Source organism: Cyanothece sp. BG0011, assembly GCF_003013815.1.
Lineage (GTDB): Bacteria > Cyanobacteriota > Cyanobacteriia > Cyanobacteriales > Microcystaceae > Crocosphaera.
This window is the reverse complement of the sequence record NZ_PRLH01000071.1, coordinates 1-15,142: the sequence shown is the minus strand read 5'-3', so window position 1 is coordinate 15,142 and position 15,142 is coordinate 1. Positions and strand designations below refer to the sequence as shown.

The window sequence follows — 15,142 nt, the reverse complement described above, 5'->3', positions numbered from 1 at the left end:
GAACGATTGGCTAAACCGGTTAATTTGTCATGATAGGCATCATATCTGAGTTGTTGTGCCGTGTAATGACGTTCGGTAATATCATGACAGTTAATGACAAACCCGGCTACCGCCGGATCGTCTTGGAGATTTTTGGCGATCGCCTCTAACATCACCCAACCGTTGTCATCTTTACTAACTCGAAACTCTGAGAGGATAATAGATTGATTGGCTTGGCTTTTGATACTATCAAAGGCTTGTTTAATCCGTTGTTGATCCCCTTGATCAATCAAATCAAAAAAAACATCGACCGATCAGACTCGCAGGATCATAACCTAAGATTCGTTTGACGGAAGGACTCAGATAAGTAAAGATTCCTTCTGAGGAGACAATCAGGATAATATCGATGGCATTTTCAATTAAAGCCCGAAACCGTTGTTCACTTTCTCTGAGGGCGATTTGGGCTTTTTGTCGTTCTATTAATGCTTGTTGTTGTTGACGACGCAGGGCAAATTCTTCGAGCGATCGCTGTAAAATATTGGGTAAGCGAAATAAGCGATCTTTAAGAAGATAGTCGGTTATCCCTGCTTTGATACATTCAACTGCTGTTTCTTCTCCTATACTTCCTGTCACCAGAATAAAAGGAATTTTTTGCCCTGATTGTTGTAAAATTTTGAGTGCCTCTAACCCATTAAACCCAGGGAGACGATAATCGGCTAACACTGCATCATAGCTGTTATTTTGGAGTTTTTCTTGGTAAACTCTGGCCGTGTCAGCCACATCGTAGGTAAATTCGAGATCAGCGTTTGTCAAAGAAATAAGAATTAATTCGATATCTTCGGCCACATCTTCAACCAATAGTAAATTAATAGGTAATTGAACTTCACTGTTAGATAATGTTGAGTTAAAGGGGCCAAAAGACATAAACTTTCACTCTCTTTTTATTAGGGTTTGAGGTAGTTACAATCGACTATTAAACGTCTATTCCCTAAGGAACAAAGACACTAGGATAGAATATTTACTGATTCTTTTCAGAGGACTTATGATGTTCCCTATCAGTTTTGATTAGATATAGATTATATAATGAGAGGTAACGATCCATCAGTGATAGTTTTTTCTTGTCAGTTCCCCTTCCCCTGGATCTCTCTTGGTGGGATTTTTTTTCACAAGAAAGAAAGATTATCCAAGAGGGGGTTGATTTAACATCATCCAATAACAACCTACTTGTTGAGCGATTTCTATAAATTGCTGAAAATCAAAGGGTTTAATAATGTAACTATTGACTCCTAAATTATAACAAGCTTGTAGGTCTCTGTCTTCTGCCGATGATGTCATCACTACCACCACTATATTTTTTGTTCTTGGATCACGGCGAATTGCCTCTAAAACCTGAATCCCATTAATTTTAGGTAATTTCAAATCTAATAAAATGACTCTCGGTAAGTCTCGTCTTGCAGTATCTTCTCCTCTGCCAAATAAATATTCTAGTGCTTGTTCTCCATCTTCTACAATATCAATTTCATTAATAAAATTATAACTTTCTAGGGCTAATTGAATTAATTCGATATCATTGGGATCATCTTCTACTAATAGCATCCTTTTTCCATTTCCTTGGATCATAATTTTGGGGGTGTCAACCGTTACATCGTTTTTTCTCAAAACTTAAGAAAACTTAAAATTGATATTTTATTTAACTGTTGAAACTCTCAAAATAACTGTGATTTGGATCACGACTCCCCTATATTTCCGTTCAATCTATTACCCTAAAATGAAAAAGAAAAAAAATCCTCGAATGATTACTCTTGACGATTTATTGAAAACTTTTTTGAAACAAATATGGTCGAGAAATGACTAAGTATTCTGACGAATGATAAACTAGGAAATGATTAATATTTTGTAACATTTACGGTTGCTTTTGATCAAGATATGTGTATCATAACTGCAAGAGAATTGTTAGGCTATATGGGAAATTTGACTGATTTAATATTTTTGGCTTTAAACCGATTGGGACAGGAGACAACTTACATAACAATCATCGGTATTTTAAGTTTAATTATCATATCAATGTTGACGGTCATTATTGGGCTTTCGCTTCAATTAAAGCACCTTGAAAAGTGTTTACAGGAAGAAATTATAAAACGTCAAAAAACCGAAGAAAAGTTTACAGCAATTTTTAATCAAACCATTCAATTTATTGGCTTATTAGACTTAGAAGGCAACTTACTAGAAGTTAATCAAACTGCCTTAGATTATCTAGAAATTGAAGCTAAAGATGTCATCGGTAAGCCTTTTTGGGAAACCCCTTGGTGGAACTATTCTGCTAATTATCAAAAGGAATTAAAAACAGCGATTCAACAAGCAAAACAAGGCAATATAATTCGCTTTGAAACCACTCATCTAACTAAAAATAAGAAAAAGATTTATCTTGACTTTTCTCTCAAACCGATTAAAGACGAAACAGGAAAAATTATTTTTTTTACTTCCTGAATCAACAGATATTACGAGCAACAAAAAAGCAAAATTAGAGTTAGAAAAATCTCGAAACTTTTTACAAACTATTATTGATTATTTACCCGTTGCTGTATTTGTTAAAGATGGAAACCCCGAAAAATTTGGTCAAGTCTTATTACTAAATAAAGCTTGTGAAGACATTGTCGGACTAGATTCGTCTCAAGTGATCGGCAAAACAGGTCATGATTTGGTTCCGCCAGAACAAGCTAATTCTTATGAACAACAAGATATAGAAACCTTTGCAAACGGTGTTCCGATAAAAATTCCCGAAGAACTAATTGATAGCTATAACAAAGGAACAAGAACCGTTCGTACTGTAAAAGTCCCTCTCTATGATGAGCAGAATAACCCTGAATATTTAGTGTGTATTACCGAAGATATTACCCAAGAAAAAAAAGCCGAAAGTGAACTCAAAAAAAGTAACAATATTTTACAAGCAATAACCCTGGCACAATCTCAATTTATTGCTGACACAGTTCCTGAAGTTTTATTTAATGACTTGTTAGAAAATCTCTTAACCTTAACAGATAGTGCATATGGATTTATTGGAGAAATTATTTACAGCGATGAGGGAGAACCCTATTTACAAGAAACCCACATGAAAATAAGAGGGCAACCTTATCTAAAAACCCATGCTATAACGAATATTTCCTGGAATGAAGAAACGAGCAAGTTTTACGATGAAAATGCGCCTCATGGCATGGAATTTCATAACTTAAAAACCCTATTTGGGGCAGTGATCACCACCGGAAACCCCGTCATTGCTAATCATCCCAAGAGTGATCCCAGACGAGGTGGTTTACCGGAAGGTCATCCTTCCCTTGATGCCTTTTTAGGACTTCCTTTTTATCATAATAATCAATTAGTGGGAATGGTAGGGGTTGCCAATGGTCCACAGGGTTATAATGATGATTTAGTTAACTATTTAAAGCCTTTTTTAACCACTTGTGCTAACTTAATTAAAGCCTATCGTAATGAGGCGAGTCGTCAACAAGCAGAACAAGAAAAAGAAGCCAGTGAAAATAAACTACAAGCTTTATTAACTTATTCATCCGATATTGTTTCCATTTTTGATAGAGAAGGACAGTTAATTTATCATTCTCCGGCTGCTGAAAAAATTTACGGCTTTTCCCTCGAAGAAATGCAGCAAATGAGAACCTTTTATCTCATTCATCCAGACGATCGCACCAGGGTAGGAAAAAGCTTTTCTCAGCTACTTTATCATCCTCAAGATACCATTACCGTCCAGTATCGCTATCAAACAAAAAGGAATGAATATATATGGATAGAAACCGTCGCCAGTAATCAACTCGATAATCCTAACATTAAAGGAATTGTGGCCAATTCTAGGGATATTAGGCAAAGAAAAGAGGCAGAAGACGCTTTACGGGACAGTGAGCAAAAATTTCGTCAACTGGCAGAAAACATCCATGAAGTATTTTGGATGACTGATATTTCTAAAAGCGATCCCAGTCATCAAAAAAGTGTTTATGTCAGTCCTGCTTATCAAGAAATTTGGGGCTATAATCCAGAAGATACCTATAAAAATCCGAGTCAATGGATAGAAACCATTCACCCTGATGATCGAGAAAGAGTTGAACACGAATTTACTCAAAAATTACTCAAAGGAGGATTTGACTTTCAATATCGCATTATTCGACCCGATGGAACCCTGCGCTGGATCAGAGATCAGGGGTTTCCTGTCAAACGTCAATCAGGAGACTGGGTTCGCATCACGGGGTTAGCTCAAGATATCACCGAACAAAAACAGAGAGAACAAGAGATTAAACGGTTAAATGAGGAATTAGAGGAACGAGTCGCCCAACGCACTGCAGAACTCGAAATGTTATTGAATACCCTTCCTGACTTCGTGTTTGTGATAGAACGAGAAACCATGAAATTCTTGTTTTGTAATCAAGTTTTTGCCCAAGGAATTGGATTTGATCACCGTCAGCAGGTGCAAGGTCAAACGATTTTTGACTATTTTAGTGCTGAAATGGCTGATTATTTTGCTCAACAAAACCAACAAGTGTTTGACACAGAGGAAACCCTTCATCTCGAAGAAACCATTCCTTTCCCCGACGGCGATCGCTATTTTGACACCTACAAAGTCCCCCTCAAAAATTCTCACGGAGAGGTTTACGCCCTTCTGGGAACCTCTCGTGACTTGACTGAGTTGGTGAAAACAAAACAAGTGTTGATGGAACGAACCAGCCAACTCGAAGCGACGAATCAAGAACTCGACGCTTTTTGTTATTCGGTTTCCCATGATTTACGTGCGCCATTGCGACATATTCACGGGTTTGTCAATGCTTTAAAAGCGAGACTCTTAAAAAGTGACGCGAAAGATGATCCCAAAGTCATTCATTATTTAGAAGTGATCGAAAAAAGTAGTGAAAAAATGGGTCATTTAATCGATGGGTTACTCACCTTGTCCCGAGTCGGAAGACGGGAGTTGCTGTTTGATGAGGTGAATCTGAATGCTGTGGTGAAAACCGCTATTGATCTGGTGTCTTCTCAGGGAATCAACATTGAATTTAACCTAGGAATATTACCCACCGTCTTAGGAGATTCTGCCTTATTACAACAAGTATTTATTAATTTAATCAACAATAGCATTAAGTTTAGTCAAGGACGAAATCCCATTGAAATTGAGATTAATTGTTTAGAAGATGGGACTATTTTTGTGGCTGATAATGGGGTGGGTTTTGATATGAAATATGCCGATCAATTGTTCGCTGCCTTCCAACGATTACACTCTCAAAAAGACTTTGAGGGAACAGGGATCGGCCTTTCTATTGTTCAACGGATTATTCATCGTCATGGTGGACGTATTTGGGCCCAGAGTGTGGTAGGAAAGGGGGCAACTTTTTACTTTAAATTAAACTAATTTTTCTCTCTAAGTAGTCGGACATAAATATACTTAACTGTCTTAAGAAAGATAAATAAGTCGTAACCCCTTAAGGTGCGCTTTCCAATGGCGAGGTAACCTCGCCTTGGGTCGCACCTCTCCCTGCTCCCTTCCTCGCGCGTTCCCTTGCGCCGTAAGACGGCGCGGGGTCGCTCGTCTCCCTGCTCCCCTGCTCACTTCACAGTAACGTTTATTTTTGTCCAGTTACTTATAGCGACATTCTTGGTCCGTCACTTGATAGGGACATTCTAGGTAAAGGAGTTTTCCTTTGCGATCGTCGGCCCGACAGTTAACCCACCCATCATTATTGCTATCAATTCCCTCACAGTCAATGGCATTTAGACTATAACCTCTGGCGAATAATCTCAGTTGTTTTTCTGCCGTTTGTCGCATCTGACGACTGTCTGGATCTTCTAAGAGATTAGAAAAGGCAATAATGAGAATTACGGCGATAATGATCACCGCAATTAATAGGTTAATCGGTTTAAATAAAGATTGTGGATTTTCTTTAGAGTTATTCACCGTAACACCGATAAGAATCTAATTCTCTTAATAAAGAAAAAGCAGCACTTTCTGATTTAGCAATCGGTTGAAGACGATCAATAACATTCGCTAATTGATCCCCTGTGGTGGGATTTTCTAATAAAGGAACATCAGGAAATACTTGAGAAAATGCCTTGATTCTTTCTCTCGTTTTCCAAGGAAGGGGAATTAGTTTCTTTCTTTTCATTACTCTAAAACCTTTGAATGATTAGGATAGTTGTACCCAGTGGATAAATAAGTTTGACAAGAATTTAAGGGGATTTTTTGATTCGTTAAAAAACTTGAAACGGCCAAAGAAACAACTTCATTAAATCCTAATGGAGCATGGTTTTCAATAAAGTTTGTGAGCAAAATATAGGTTTCTTCTGGGATTTCAACTTCAAGCGCGATAGAAGTTTTCATGTTTTTTCCTGGCAAAACTAACGACAAAATCAAGAAAATTGCTATTATTTTATTTTTTAAAGCATAAGTCAAGACTCAACAGCAATGTAATAATTATTTCTTAAGGTTAGCCAACTCCTTAAGCTATTTAGGATTTAGAAAAATGAGAAACCTAAAATCATAATAATCATGGTTAGACCTATTTCTTATCATAAAAATTACATCAGACTTATGTATACTAACATAGGATGCAAAAAAAGTGATTAGTCGTTTTTTAACAGCAATTTATTTAACACTTTTCCCCATCAATTGCCACAAGTCTCTTATTTGGTTGATGCTTGTTGAAAACTTAGACTTTTTTGGGGAAAACTCACTCAAACTTGTGGAAAACATTCGAGAGGTTGTGAAAAAATTTGGGAAAATTCACAATGAAAATTTTGTTTAAGTTGAGCTTTTATAGAACTTTTGTATTTCACTAATAGAGAATAAAGTCTGAAACGTTAACCCCTGACTTTCGTAAAAAGCCGCGCCACCTTGTTCTCTATCCACTAGGGCAATAATGGTATTAACGGTGTAACCCACGTCTCGTAATCGTTCGACGGCCAACATAGCGGATTTACCCGTTGTCACCACATCCTCTAAAACCACCACCGTTGCCCCTGGGGAGAGGGTTGGCCCTTCAATATACGCTTGAGTTCCATGGCCTTTGGCTTCTTTACGGATAATTAAAGCAGGAATAGGACGATCTTCATAAGCTGATACCACACTCACCGCGCTGACGATGGGATCGGCCCCCAAGGTTAACCCTGCCACCCCTTGGGTGTTCGGGGGTAACATTGATAATAATAAGCGACCAATGGCCAAACCCCCTTGGGCCTGTAGAGTCACCTGTTTTCCGTTGATATAGTAGCTACTTTTTTGACCCGAGGACAGGGTAAAGTCCCCTTCTTGATAAGCTAATTTGACAAATAATTCTAAAAGATAGGTGCGTAACGTTGATAAATCTGCAGTAGCAACGGAAATCATAAAATCAAATCTCACAGGGGTTAACGAAGTCAGAAGTCAGAAGTCAGAAGTCAGAAGTTGTTTTTGAGAAAAGGATTTAAGCCTCGCCTCAAAAACGTTTCGCTTTAAAAAGCCAGGTTTTAGACCCTATTCTCTCGATAAATATAATGATAAAACTTAATGAACCGAAATCTTCAGACCGCAACAGAAAAATTAGCTAAAATACGGGTGGTCATGACTGTATCCCTGGACTTGGGCTGATCAAGAAACATGACCGAGTTTTATCTAAAATTAATTGTGAGGAGATGGAACAACCATGTATAAACCCTTATTACCTGCTTTAATAGTAGGGTCGCTATTAATCAGTAACCCGAGTTATGGTCAATCTAGCCAACAAGTGACACCACAGCAGAACTTACCGACTCAAAATTACGATTATCAAACGATTTTACAGCAACTCAGTAGTATTCAACAATTAAGAGACGTTTCTCCTACGGATTGGTCTTATCAAGCGTTAAGAAATTTAGTCGAGAATTATGGTTGTATTGTCGGTTATCCCGATCGCACCTATCGAGGCGATCGCGCCCTCACCCGTAATGAGTTTGCAGCCGGGTTAAATGCTTGTATAGAACAACTCGAACGACGGTTACTCGAAGCTCGTAACCTCGGCGGAACAGCCGCTTATCAAAATACTAATCCTGCAGTTCAAGCCATTCCCGAAGAACCCGGAGAACATTTTACCCATGTTATTGATCGGGCGTTTTATAACGAAAGTTTACGATTTTACGACAACACCGATATGTTTGGCCAAATGAATAAGATTTTTGGCTGGCGATATGCCCCAGGCTCATTCTTTGATAACACCATTGCTAATGATGCCAAAACCATCGAAGCCGTGTTATGGGATGGCCTCAGACAACAAACGGCTGGGCCCAGAATTCGCACCCCCGACATTGTTAACCCCTTTAACTCCTCTTTAACAGGGAATCCGGACTATGTTCGCACCACCCCCGGAACCTTACGCGATCGCCAATTTGATCAACAACAAATTCCCATTATGCCTTAAGCTGTTAATCCTTATAAATTTCTAGTTGAGACTGCATGGGAGCAGGGAGTGAGGAGCGGAGGAGAATAATGAAAAACCCTCAAGTTTTTATTTTTATCCTATTTTCTTTCTCCCATGCTCTGGTCTCCGTAGCGCCCCTGCAATCCTCACTAGGCTCTTTTTTAATTATAAATAAAAGATTAAGCAGACTGTTTGAGTAAAACCCTTGTTGTTAGATAGAAATGTAAGTTAAGATGCGGCCGTAACGCTTCCCAATAAAAATGATTCAGATGTAACCCCTACCCATCAATGGACAAAATTAATGGATATGCAAGCATCGAATGGCTATTCTCAAGTTAATCATGGTAAAGTCCTTGCCATTCGTAGCAGCGTGGTTGATATTTACTTTGACGAAAAATTACCGGATTTATACAGTCAACTAAAAGCAGGGGAAGAAGGAGAAATTATCATTGAAGTGGTTAACCATTTAGATACTCATACGGTGCGAGGGATTGGAATAACGCCGATTTCTGGGTTAGCCAGAGGGTCAAGGGTCATCAACGTCGGAAAACCGTTACAAGTGCCGGTAGGAAAGCAAACCCTAGGCAGAGTGTTTAATGTGTTTGGGGAAACCATTGACGGCAAAGAAGCCATAACCGAAGGAAACTGGCGGTCCATTCATCAAGTCCCTTTACCCCTACAACAACGATCAACCACTTCAGATATTTTAGCTACCGGCATCAAAGCTATCGATATCTTAACCCCCATCGAACAAGGAGGGAAAGCCGGACTCTTCGGAGGCGCAGGTGTGGGTAAAACGGTGTTAATTACGGAAATGATTCACAATATGGTGAGTCAGTATCAAGGAATCAGTTTGTTTTGTGGCATTGGGGAACGAAACCGAGAAGCAGAAGAATTATATCGAGAGATGCAAGAGGCAGGAGTTCTCGACAATACCATCATGTTGTTTGGTCAAATGGACGAACCCCCAGGGGCAAGGTTTCGCGTGGGTCACGCGGCCTTAACCATGGCGGAGTATTTTCGAGATGAACTCAAACAAGATGTCTTGTTGCTCATAGATAATATTTTTCGCTTTATTCAAGCAGGGCAAGAAGTATCAGGGTTGATGGGACGCTTACCGTCACGGGTGGGGTATCAACCGACTCTAGGCACAGAATTAGCCGAACTCGAAGAACGTATTACTAACACCGCCACAGGGTCCATTACCTCAGTCCAAGCGGTTTATGTACCGGCAGATGATTTTACAGATCCGGCAGCGGTCCAAACTTTTGGCCATCTATCGGCTTCAATTGTGTTATCCCGTAAACGAGCAAGTGAGGGGTTATATCCGGCCATTGACCCGTTACAGTCGGGATCAAAAATGCTCTCCCCCACCATTGTCGGAGAAAGACATTACAACATTGCCCAAGGAATCAAAAGTACCTTGGCCAGTTACGAAGATTTGAAAGATATTATCGCTATGTTGGGCATGGAAGAACTCTCAGAAAGCGATCGCGCAACGGTAGCCAGGGCCCGCCGTTTAGAAAGATTTTTAACGCAACCCTTTTTTAGTACGGAACAGTTTACTGGGAAAAAAGGCAAGTTAGTCAGTTTAGAGGATGCTTTAGAGGGATGTGAACGCATTCTTAATGATGAATTTGCTGACTATTCTGAGCGTTCTTTATATATGTTGGGTTCCATTGACGAAGCCCAAAACAAGCGTAAGGAGGCAGTAAAAGATGAAACTTAAGGTCTTAATTCCTAATAAGGTCTTTTTAGTTGAAGAGGTCGAACAAGTGAATGCAGAAGCCAAAAACGGCGCATTTGGGCTTTTGAGTAACCATATTGACTTTGTTACCGCTTTAACTGCGAGTATTTTATCCTATCGTTCTGTTGAGGGGGAAGAGGTGTTTATGGCCATTGACGAAGGCATTTTAGTTAAATGTGGGCAAACGGTCATGGTTTCTACAGGAAGAGCCGTTAAAGATGCTAATTTAGACCGATTACATCAAACCGTTGCCGAAGAATTTCGTCAACTCAATGAACAGCAAAAAATGACCCGTACCGCGATCGCTAGATTGGAGTCCGGGTTAGCCAGAGGGATTGTAGAAATAGGGAGAGAAGGCGGTGAAGGACTCTAATGAACCCCGAAAAACCCATCAAAAAAGACAAGGCAACTTTGAACAAGCAGTGAAAGATCAAGCCGATCGCAAAATGACTGCTCGAAAAGAAGGCGATCGCACCATTTGGTATGGTTTAGGGATGTTTGGCATTGTGGGATGGTCCGTGGCTATTCCCACCCTTATCGGTATTGCTGTGGGTGTTTGGCTGGATATTAAGTTAAATGATCCCTATTCCTGGACGTTAATGATGTTATTTCTAGGGGTGATTATTGGCTGTCTTAATGCTTGGTATTGGATACAACGAGAAAGTCAAGATGAATGAAAAGTTAAGCTGTTAAGCATCTAAATCACTAATTATTAATAAGTATCTGTTTGACAATTTAATAAGGAGAAAATTATGATGATAGGCTTTAGTTTAGAAAATTTAATTCCTTTTATTTTTGGTCTTATTTTAGGAGGTTTTTACTTTAGCAGTCTTTGGATTACAGTGCGACAACTGCCAACAACAGCTTATCCAGTGCGTTTATTTATTGGTAGTTTTTTAGGTCGTATTCTTGTAACACTATTAGGTTTTTATCTCATCATGGATGGACAATGGCAACGAATATTAATTTGTTTAGGAGGATTTATCTTAGCCAGAATTGTGTTAACTAATGTTTTGAAACCTAAATTATCTAACTCTAATTCTAAATTCTAAATTCTACATTCTAAATTCTACATTCTATAATGGATATTACCCCTGACAGCATTATTTATTGGCAATGGCAATGGATAAATCTTAACGCGACTATCGTTTTTACTTGGTTAGTAATATTGATTTTAGTGTTAGGATCTTGGTTAATTACTCGCACATTATCCATCGACCCCCCTCTATCTCGTTGGCAAGTTGCCCTAGAGATTATTATTGAACAAATTAACCAACAAATTCGAGATGCCAGTCAACAAAAAGCCGATCAATTTTTACCTTTTATTGGCACATTATTCTTATTTATTACCATGGCCAATTTATTAACCATTTTTCCCGTTTATCAGTCGCCGGCTGGCTCTCTTTCTACCACCGCAGCTTTAGCCTTATGTGTGTTTGTCGCTGTGCCTATTTATGGCATTAAAAATGTGGGGATTACCAACTATTTACGCCATTATATTCAACCGACTCCTGTGATGTTACCTTTTAATTTGATCAGTGAAATATCACGCACTGTTTCTCTAGCCATTCGTCTATTTGGTAATATTATGAGTACCAGTTTATTAGTGGCCATTTTAATTTCCATTGTCCCTTTATTTTTCCCTGCTGTGTTGACATTATTTGGTTTATTAGTAGGAGTGATTCAAGCCTATGTTTTTACTATTTTAGCCATGGTTTATATTGCATCAGGGATGAATCTTCAGCAACGGAAAACAGGAAATAATCAGTCCTAAAAGAACAGATTTCACAACAAAAATAAGGAGATTTTTTAGATGGACAATCTAGGTTTAACGGGTATCGTTTCCATTATTACCGCAGGATTAACCATTGCTATTGGTTCCGTTGCCCCTGCTATTGGAGAAGGGTTAGCCTTGGCCAATGCCTTACGAGCTTTAGCTCAACAACCAGATAAAGCGAATACGATTACTCGTACTTTATTTGTGGGTTTAGCCTTAGTCGAATCAACAGCAATTTATTGTTTTGTTGTTTCGATGATTTTAATTTTTGCTAATCCGTTTTGGAATTATTTTGTAGAAAATGCAGGGGGCTAACTGGTGCTAATTGATTGGTTTACTATTGTTGCTCAAATCATTAATTTTCTCATTTTAGTTTTTTTACTGAATCGTTTTTTATATAAACCGATTGTAAAAACCATTAAAGCTCGTCAACAAGAAATTGAAAATCGTTGGCAAGCCGCAGAAAAAGAAAAAGAATCTGCTAAAAATGAGGCTAATTCTTATCAACAAAAACAACAAGAATTAGAAAATAAACAACAAGAGATAATGACTCACGCCCAAACTAAAGCAGATGAAAAATATCATGATTTAGTAGAAGAAGCGCGTCAAGAGGTTGAACAAAAACACAAGAGTTGGCAAGAATCATTAGAACGAGAAAAAGCTCAATTTTTTGATAGGTTTCAAGAAAAAATTATGCAGCAAATTTATAAAATAACTCGTCATATTTTAGGAGATTTAGCTGATGCTTCGTTAGAACAAAAAATCATTAATCAATTGATTCATCGTCTCGAAAATTTATCGGAAGAAGAGCGAGAAAATTTAGCCAACTCTCTCAACACAACAGATAATGGTTTAATCATTCGTAGTCATTTTGAAATTCCCCCTGAAAGTCGCGATCGCCTTTTAACTACACTCCAGCAAACTCATATTTATCAAGGCAATAATGTACAATTTATAACCAATTCTGACTTAATTTGTGGCATTGAACTACAAGCAAGCGATTATAAAATTGCTTGGACTTTAAAGGACTATGTAGAAGCTTTAGAAATATAATATTAAATAGGAATCAATCATTATGTCATATCAGATTAGTATTATTATTGAAAAAGATGAGGATGGATATTATGCTTATTGTCCTCAATTAGAAGGATGTCAGAGTCAAGGAGATACCATAGAAGAAGTCAAAAAAAATATTCAAGAAGCCATTGAACTGTATTTATCAACCTTATCTGAGCAAGAAAAGAAAACTTTACTTAATCAAGAAATTTTAACCATGAGTATAGAGGTTAACGTTGCCTAAACTGCCAAGATTAACCGCTAAAGAAGCAGAAAAACTTCTTTTTGATGCTAATTTTGTTTTATTGAGAACTCAGGGAAGTCATCGAATTTATCTTAAAAATGAGATTCGAGTTATTGTTCCTTTCCACTCTGGAAAAATTCTTCATCCTAAAATTACTAAATAAGTGATCAAAGCAATTGAAGAAACTAATCAATGAATGTAAAATAAACAATGGAAAAAACCTTAAAAACCGTTCTCGAAAATACCCTTACTCAGCTTAACGAAACATTAAATAACTATCAAGCCAAAATTCAACCGCGAGAAATTGGGATTCTGAAATCCATTGATCAAGGGGTAGCTAAAGTTATCGGTTTACCCAACGTTAAAGCCGATGAATTAGTACGTTTTCCAGGGGATATTCTAGGGATTGCCTTTAACTTAGACGTAGATGAATTAGGGGTTATTCTATTAGGAAATAGCGAACATTTAGAAGCCGGTCAAGAAGTTAAACGAACGGGAAAAATTGTACAAATTCCCGTCGGAGAAGCGTTACTCGGACGCATTGTTGACGGTTTAGGTCGTCCTTTAGATAATCAAGGAACCATCTCTACTGAAACTCAATTTCCCATCGAACGCAAAGCACCCCCTTTTATCCATCGTGCGCCGGTTACGGTTCCCCTCCAAACCGGGTTAAAAGTGGTTGATGCGTTAATCCCCGTCGGCCGGGGACAGCGAGAACTGATTATCGGCGATCGCCAAATTGGCAAAACGGCGATCGCAGTGGATACCATCTTAAATCAAAAGGATAAGGATGTTATTTGTATTTATTGCGCCATTGGTCAACGTACTTCGGCGGTTGCCAAGGTGATCGAACAATTACGGCAAGCAGAAGCCCTAGACTATTCTATCGTGGTGGTAGCCGATGGAGAAGATCCCCCCGGTTTGCAATATATTACCCCCTATGCAGCCACGTCTATCGGGGAGTATTTTATGGAAAAGGGACGGGATGTTTTAATTGTCTATGATGATTTAACCCGTCATGCTTGGGCTTATCGAGAGCTTTCTCTGTTATTACGCCGTCCTCCCGGAAGAGAAGCCTATCCGGGCGATATCTTTTACATTCACTCCCGATTACTCGAACGCTCTACCCATCTTCGAGAAGAATGGGGCGGCGGTTCTTTGACTGCTTTACCTATCATTGAAACCCAAGCTCAAAGTATTTCTGCTTATATTCCCACTAATTTAATTTCTATCACAGACGGTCAAATTTATCTGTCTCCGGACCTTTATCAAAAAGGCATTTTACCCCCGGTTTCTGTGGGAAAATCAGTGTCACGGGTGGGGGGAAAAACCCAATTACGGGCCTATGGAGAAGTGGCCGGAGATTTACGCTTATCCTATTCTCAATTCCAAGAAGTCGAAGTATTTGCCCGTTTTGGAACGCAATTAGATGAGGATACCCGACAAACCTTAGAAAGAGGCAGACGAGTGCGAGAAATCCTCAAACAACCTCAATCTCAACCCTTTTCCGTTGCTGAACAAATTGCTGTTTTATTTGCTATTAATGAAGGGATTTTAGATGATGTCCCCTTAGAAAATATTAGAGAAGCAGAAACAAAAATTTGTCAGATGGTTACGGAAAAACTTCCCGACATTTGTGACAAAATTCAATCGGGAGAATCTTTAAGTGAAGCAGATAAAGAGGCATTATTGCATCAATTATCAGCACTAGAAATGTAAGTTCATCATATTGTTGGCTTTCGTTCCTCAACCCAACCTACGAGAATGTCACTTTGTGCTAAAATTGAGAACGATTATCATTTTGTCTCTATCTCCCCAGTTAATCAATGACTTTATCTGAACCCAAGGAATATAATTCTGCTTTGCCGAGACTTGTCAGTTCATCTCATCCTCCTGTCACCGACGAAGAAATGCGTCAGGCC

Annotated in this window: 20 protein-coding genes; 13 read left to right on the top strand and 7 right to left on the bottom strand. The window is 38.6% G+C overall.

Features of this window, described 5'->3' with window-relative positions:
- From C4E06_RS29195 to C4E06_RS10065, 3 genes are all read right to left on the bottom strand, one after another.
- Positions 1-272 (bottom strand): PAS domain S-box protein (locus C4E06_RS29195; RefSeq protein ID WP_198648508.1); only part of this gene is annotated, 272 nt, incomplete at its 3' end.
- A gap of 1 nt (position 273) precedes the next feature.
- Positions 274-903: a response regulator gene (locus C4E06_RS10070; protein WP_198648507.1), complete on the bottom strand. Its 630-nt coding sequence runs from the start codon at positions 901-903 to the stop codon at positions 274-276.
- A 255-nt stretch (positions 904-1,158) separates the two neighbouring features.
- Positions 1,159-1,575: a response regulator gene (locus C4E06_RS10065; RefSeq protein WP_232826214.1), complete on the bottom strand. Its 417-nt coding sequence runs from the start codon at positions 1,573-1,575 to the stop codon at positions 1,159-1,161.
- Between the two features lie 330 nt (positions 1,576-1,905).
- Between C4E06_RS10065 and C4E06_RS27800 the strand changes: the two genes are divergently transcribed.
- Positions 1,906-2,466, top strand: a complete 561-nt coding sequence (locus tag C4E06_RS27800; protein ID WP_198648506.1) for a PAS domain-containing protein — start codon at positions 1,906-1,908, stop codon at positions 2,464-2,466.
- The gene (locus C4E06_RS10060; RefSeq protein WP_198648505.1) at positions 2,405-5,380 is read left to right on the top strand and encodes a PAS domain S-box protein; all 2,976 of its coding nucleotides are present in this window, start codon (positions 2,405-2,407) and stop codon (positions 5,378-5,380) included. The genes C4E06_RS27800 and C4E06_RS10060 overlap by 62 nt, the downstream gene beginning before the upstream one ends.
- Before the next feature lie 225 nt (positions 5,381-5,605).
- Here the strand turns inward: C4E06_RS10060 and C4E06_RS10055 are convergent, their stop codons facing one another.
- The 4 genes from C4E06_RS10055 to pyrE form a co-directional block, all read right to left on the bottom strand.
- Positions 5,606-5,923, bottom strand: a complete 318-nt coding sequence (locus C4E06_RS10055; RefSeq protein WP_107667948.1) for a hypothetical protein — start codon at positions 5,921-5,923, stop codon at positions 5,606-5,608.
- Positions 5,916-6,131 (bottom strand): hypothetical protein, encoded by a 216-nt coding sequence (locus C4E06_RS10050; protein ID WP_107667947.1) that lies wholly within the window; start codon positions 6,129-6,131, stop codon positions 5,916-5,918. The genes C4E06_RS10055 and C4E06_RS10050 overlap by 8 nt, the downstream gene beginning before the upstream one ends.
- Positions 6,131-6,418, bottom strand: a complete 288-nt coding sequence (locus tag C4E06_RS10045) for a DUF2811 domain-containing protein (RefSeq protein ID WP_198648504.1) — start codon at positions 6,416-6,418, stop codon at positions 6,131-6,133. The genes C4E06_RS10050 and C4E06_RS10045 overlap by 1 nt, the downstream gene beginning before the upstream one ends.
- Before the next feature lie 348 nt (positions 6,419-6,766).
- Entirely contained in the window at positions 6,767-7,351 is a 585-nt protein-coding gene (gene pyrE / locus C4E06_RS10035) for an orotate phosphoribosyltransferase (RefSeq protein ID WP_107667944.1), read from the bottom strand.
- 295 nt (positions 7,352-7,646) lie between these two features.
- Between pyrE and C4E06_RS29530 the strand changes: the two genes are divergently transcribed.
- From C4E06_RS29530 to C4E06_RS09980, 11 genes are all read left to right on the top strand, one after another.
- On the top strand, positions 7,647-8,396 hold the full coding sequence (locus C4E06_RS29530; protein WP_107667943.1) for an iron uptake porin: 750 nt from the start codon (positions 7,647-7,649) through the stop codon (positions 8,394-8,396).
- 307 nt (positions 8,397-8,703) lie between these two features.
- Positions 8,704-10,125: a F0F1 ATP synthase subunit beta gene (gene atpD, locus C4E06_RS10025; RefSeq protein WP_107667950.1), complete on the top strand. Its 1,422-nt coding sequence runs from the start codon at positions 8,704-8,706 to the stop codon at positions 10,123-10,125.
- Entirely contained in the window at positions 10,115-10,516 is a 402-nt protein-coding gene (locus C4E06_RS10020; RefSeq protein ID WP_107667942.1) for a F0F1 ATP synthase subunit epsilon, read from the top strand. Before atpD ends, C4E06_RS10020 begins: the two co-directional genes overlap by 11 nt.
- On the top strand, positions 10,503-10,820 hold the full coding sequence (locus tag C4E06_RS10015; RefSeq protein WP_107667941.1) for an AtpZ/AtpI family protein: 318 nt from the start codon (positions 10,503-10,505) through the stop codon (positions 10,818-10,820). The genes C4E06_RS10020 and C4E06_RS10015 overlap by 14 nt, the downstream gene beginning before the upstream one ends.
- Before the next feature lie 75 nt (positions 10,821-10,895).
- Complete coding sequence (locus tag C4E06_RS10010) at positions 10,896-11,195, top strand: ATP synthase subunit I (RefSeq protein ID WP_107667940.1); 300 nt, start codon at positions 10,896-10,898, stop codon at positions 11,193-11,195.
- A gap of 29 nt (positions 11,196-11,224) precedes the next feature.
- Complete coding sequence (locus tag C4E06_RS10005; protein ID WP_107667939.1) at positions 11,225-11,917, top strand: F0F1 ATP synthase subunit A; 693 nt, start codon at positions 11,225-11,227, stop codon at positions 11,915-11,917.
- Positions 11,918-11,956: 39 nt separating this feature from the next.
- Positions 11,957-12,235, top strand: coding sequence for a F0F1 ATP synthase subunit C (locus C4E06_RS10000; protein WP_107667938.1), 279 nt, complete (start codon positions 11,957-11,959; stop codon positions 12,233-12,235).
- 3 nt (positions 12,236-12,238) lie between these two features.
- The gene (locus tag C4E06_RS09995) at positions 12,239-12,973 is read left to right on the top strand and encodes a F0F1 ATP synthase subunit B (RefSeq protein WP_107667937.1); all 735 of its coding nucleotides are present in this window, start codon (positions 12,239-12,241) and stop codon (positions 12,971-12,973) included.
- A 22-nt stretch (positions 12,974-12,995) separates the two neighbouring features.
- Positions 12,996-13,220 carry a type II toxin-antitoxin system HicB family antitoxin gene (locus C4E06_RS09990; protein ID WP_107667936.1) on the top strand — a complete coding sequence of 75 codons (225 nt, stop codon included), beginning with the start codon at positions 12,996-12,998 and terminating at the stop codon, positions 13,218-13,220.
- The gene (locus C4E06_RS09985; RefSeq protein ID WP_107667935.1) at positions 13,213-13,383 is read left to right on the top strand and encodes a type II toxin-antitoxin system HicA family toxin; all 171 of its coding nucleotides are present in this window, start codon (positions 13,213-13,215) and stop codon (positions 13,381-13,383) included. Before C4E06_RS09990 ends, C4E06_RS09985 begins: the two co-directional genes overlap by 8 nt.
- 47 nt (positions 13,384-13,430) lie before the next feature.
- Entirely contained in the window at positions 13,431-14,939 is a 1,509-nt protein-coding gene (locus C4E06_RS09980; protein ID WP_107667934.1) for an alternate F1F0 ATPase, F1 subunit alpha, read from the top strand.
- Positions 14,940-15,142 lie beyond the last annotated feature (203 nt).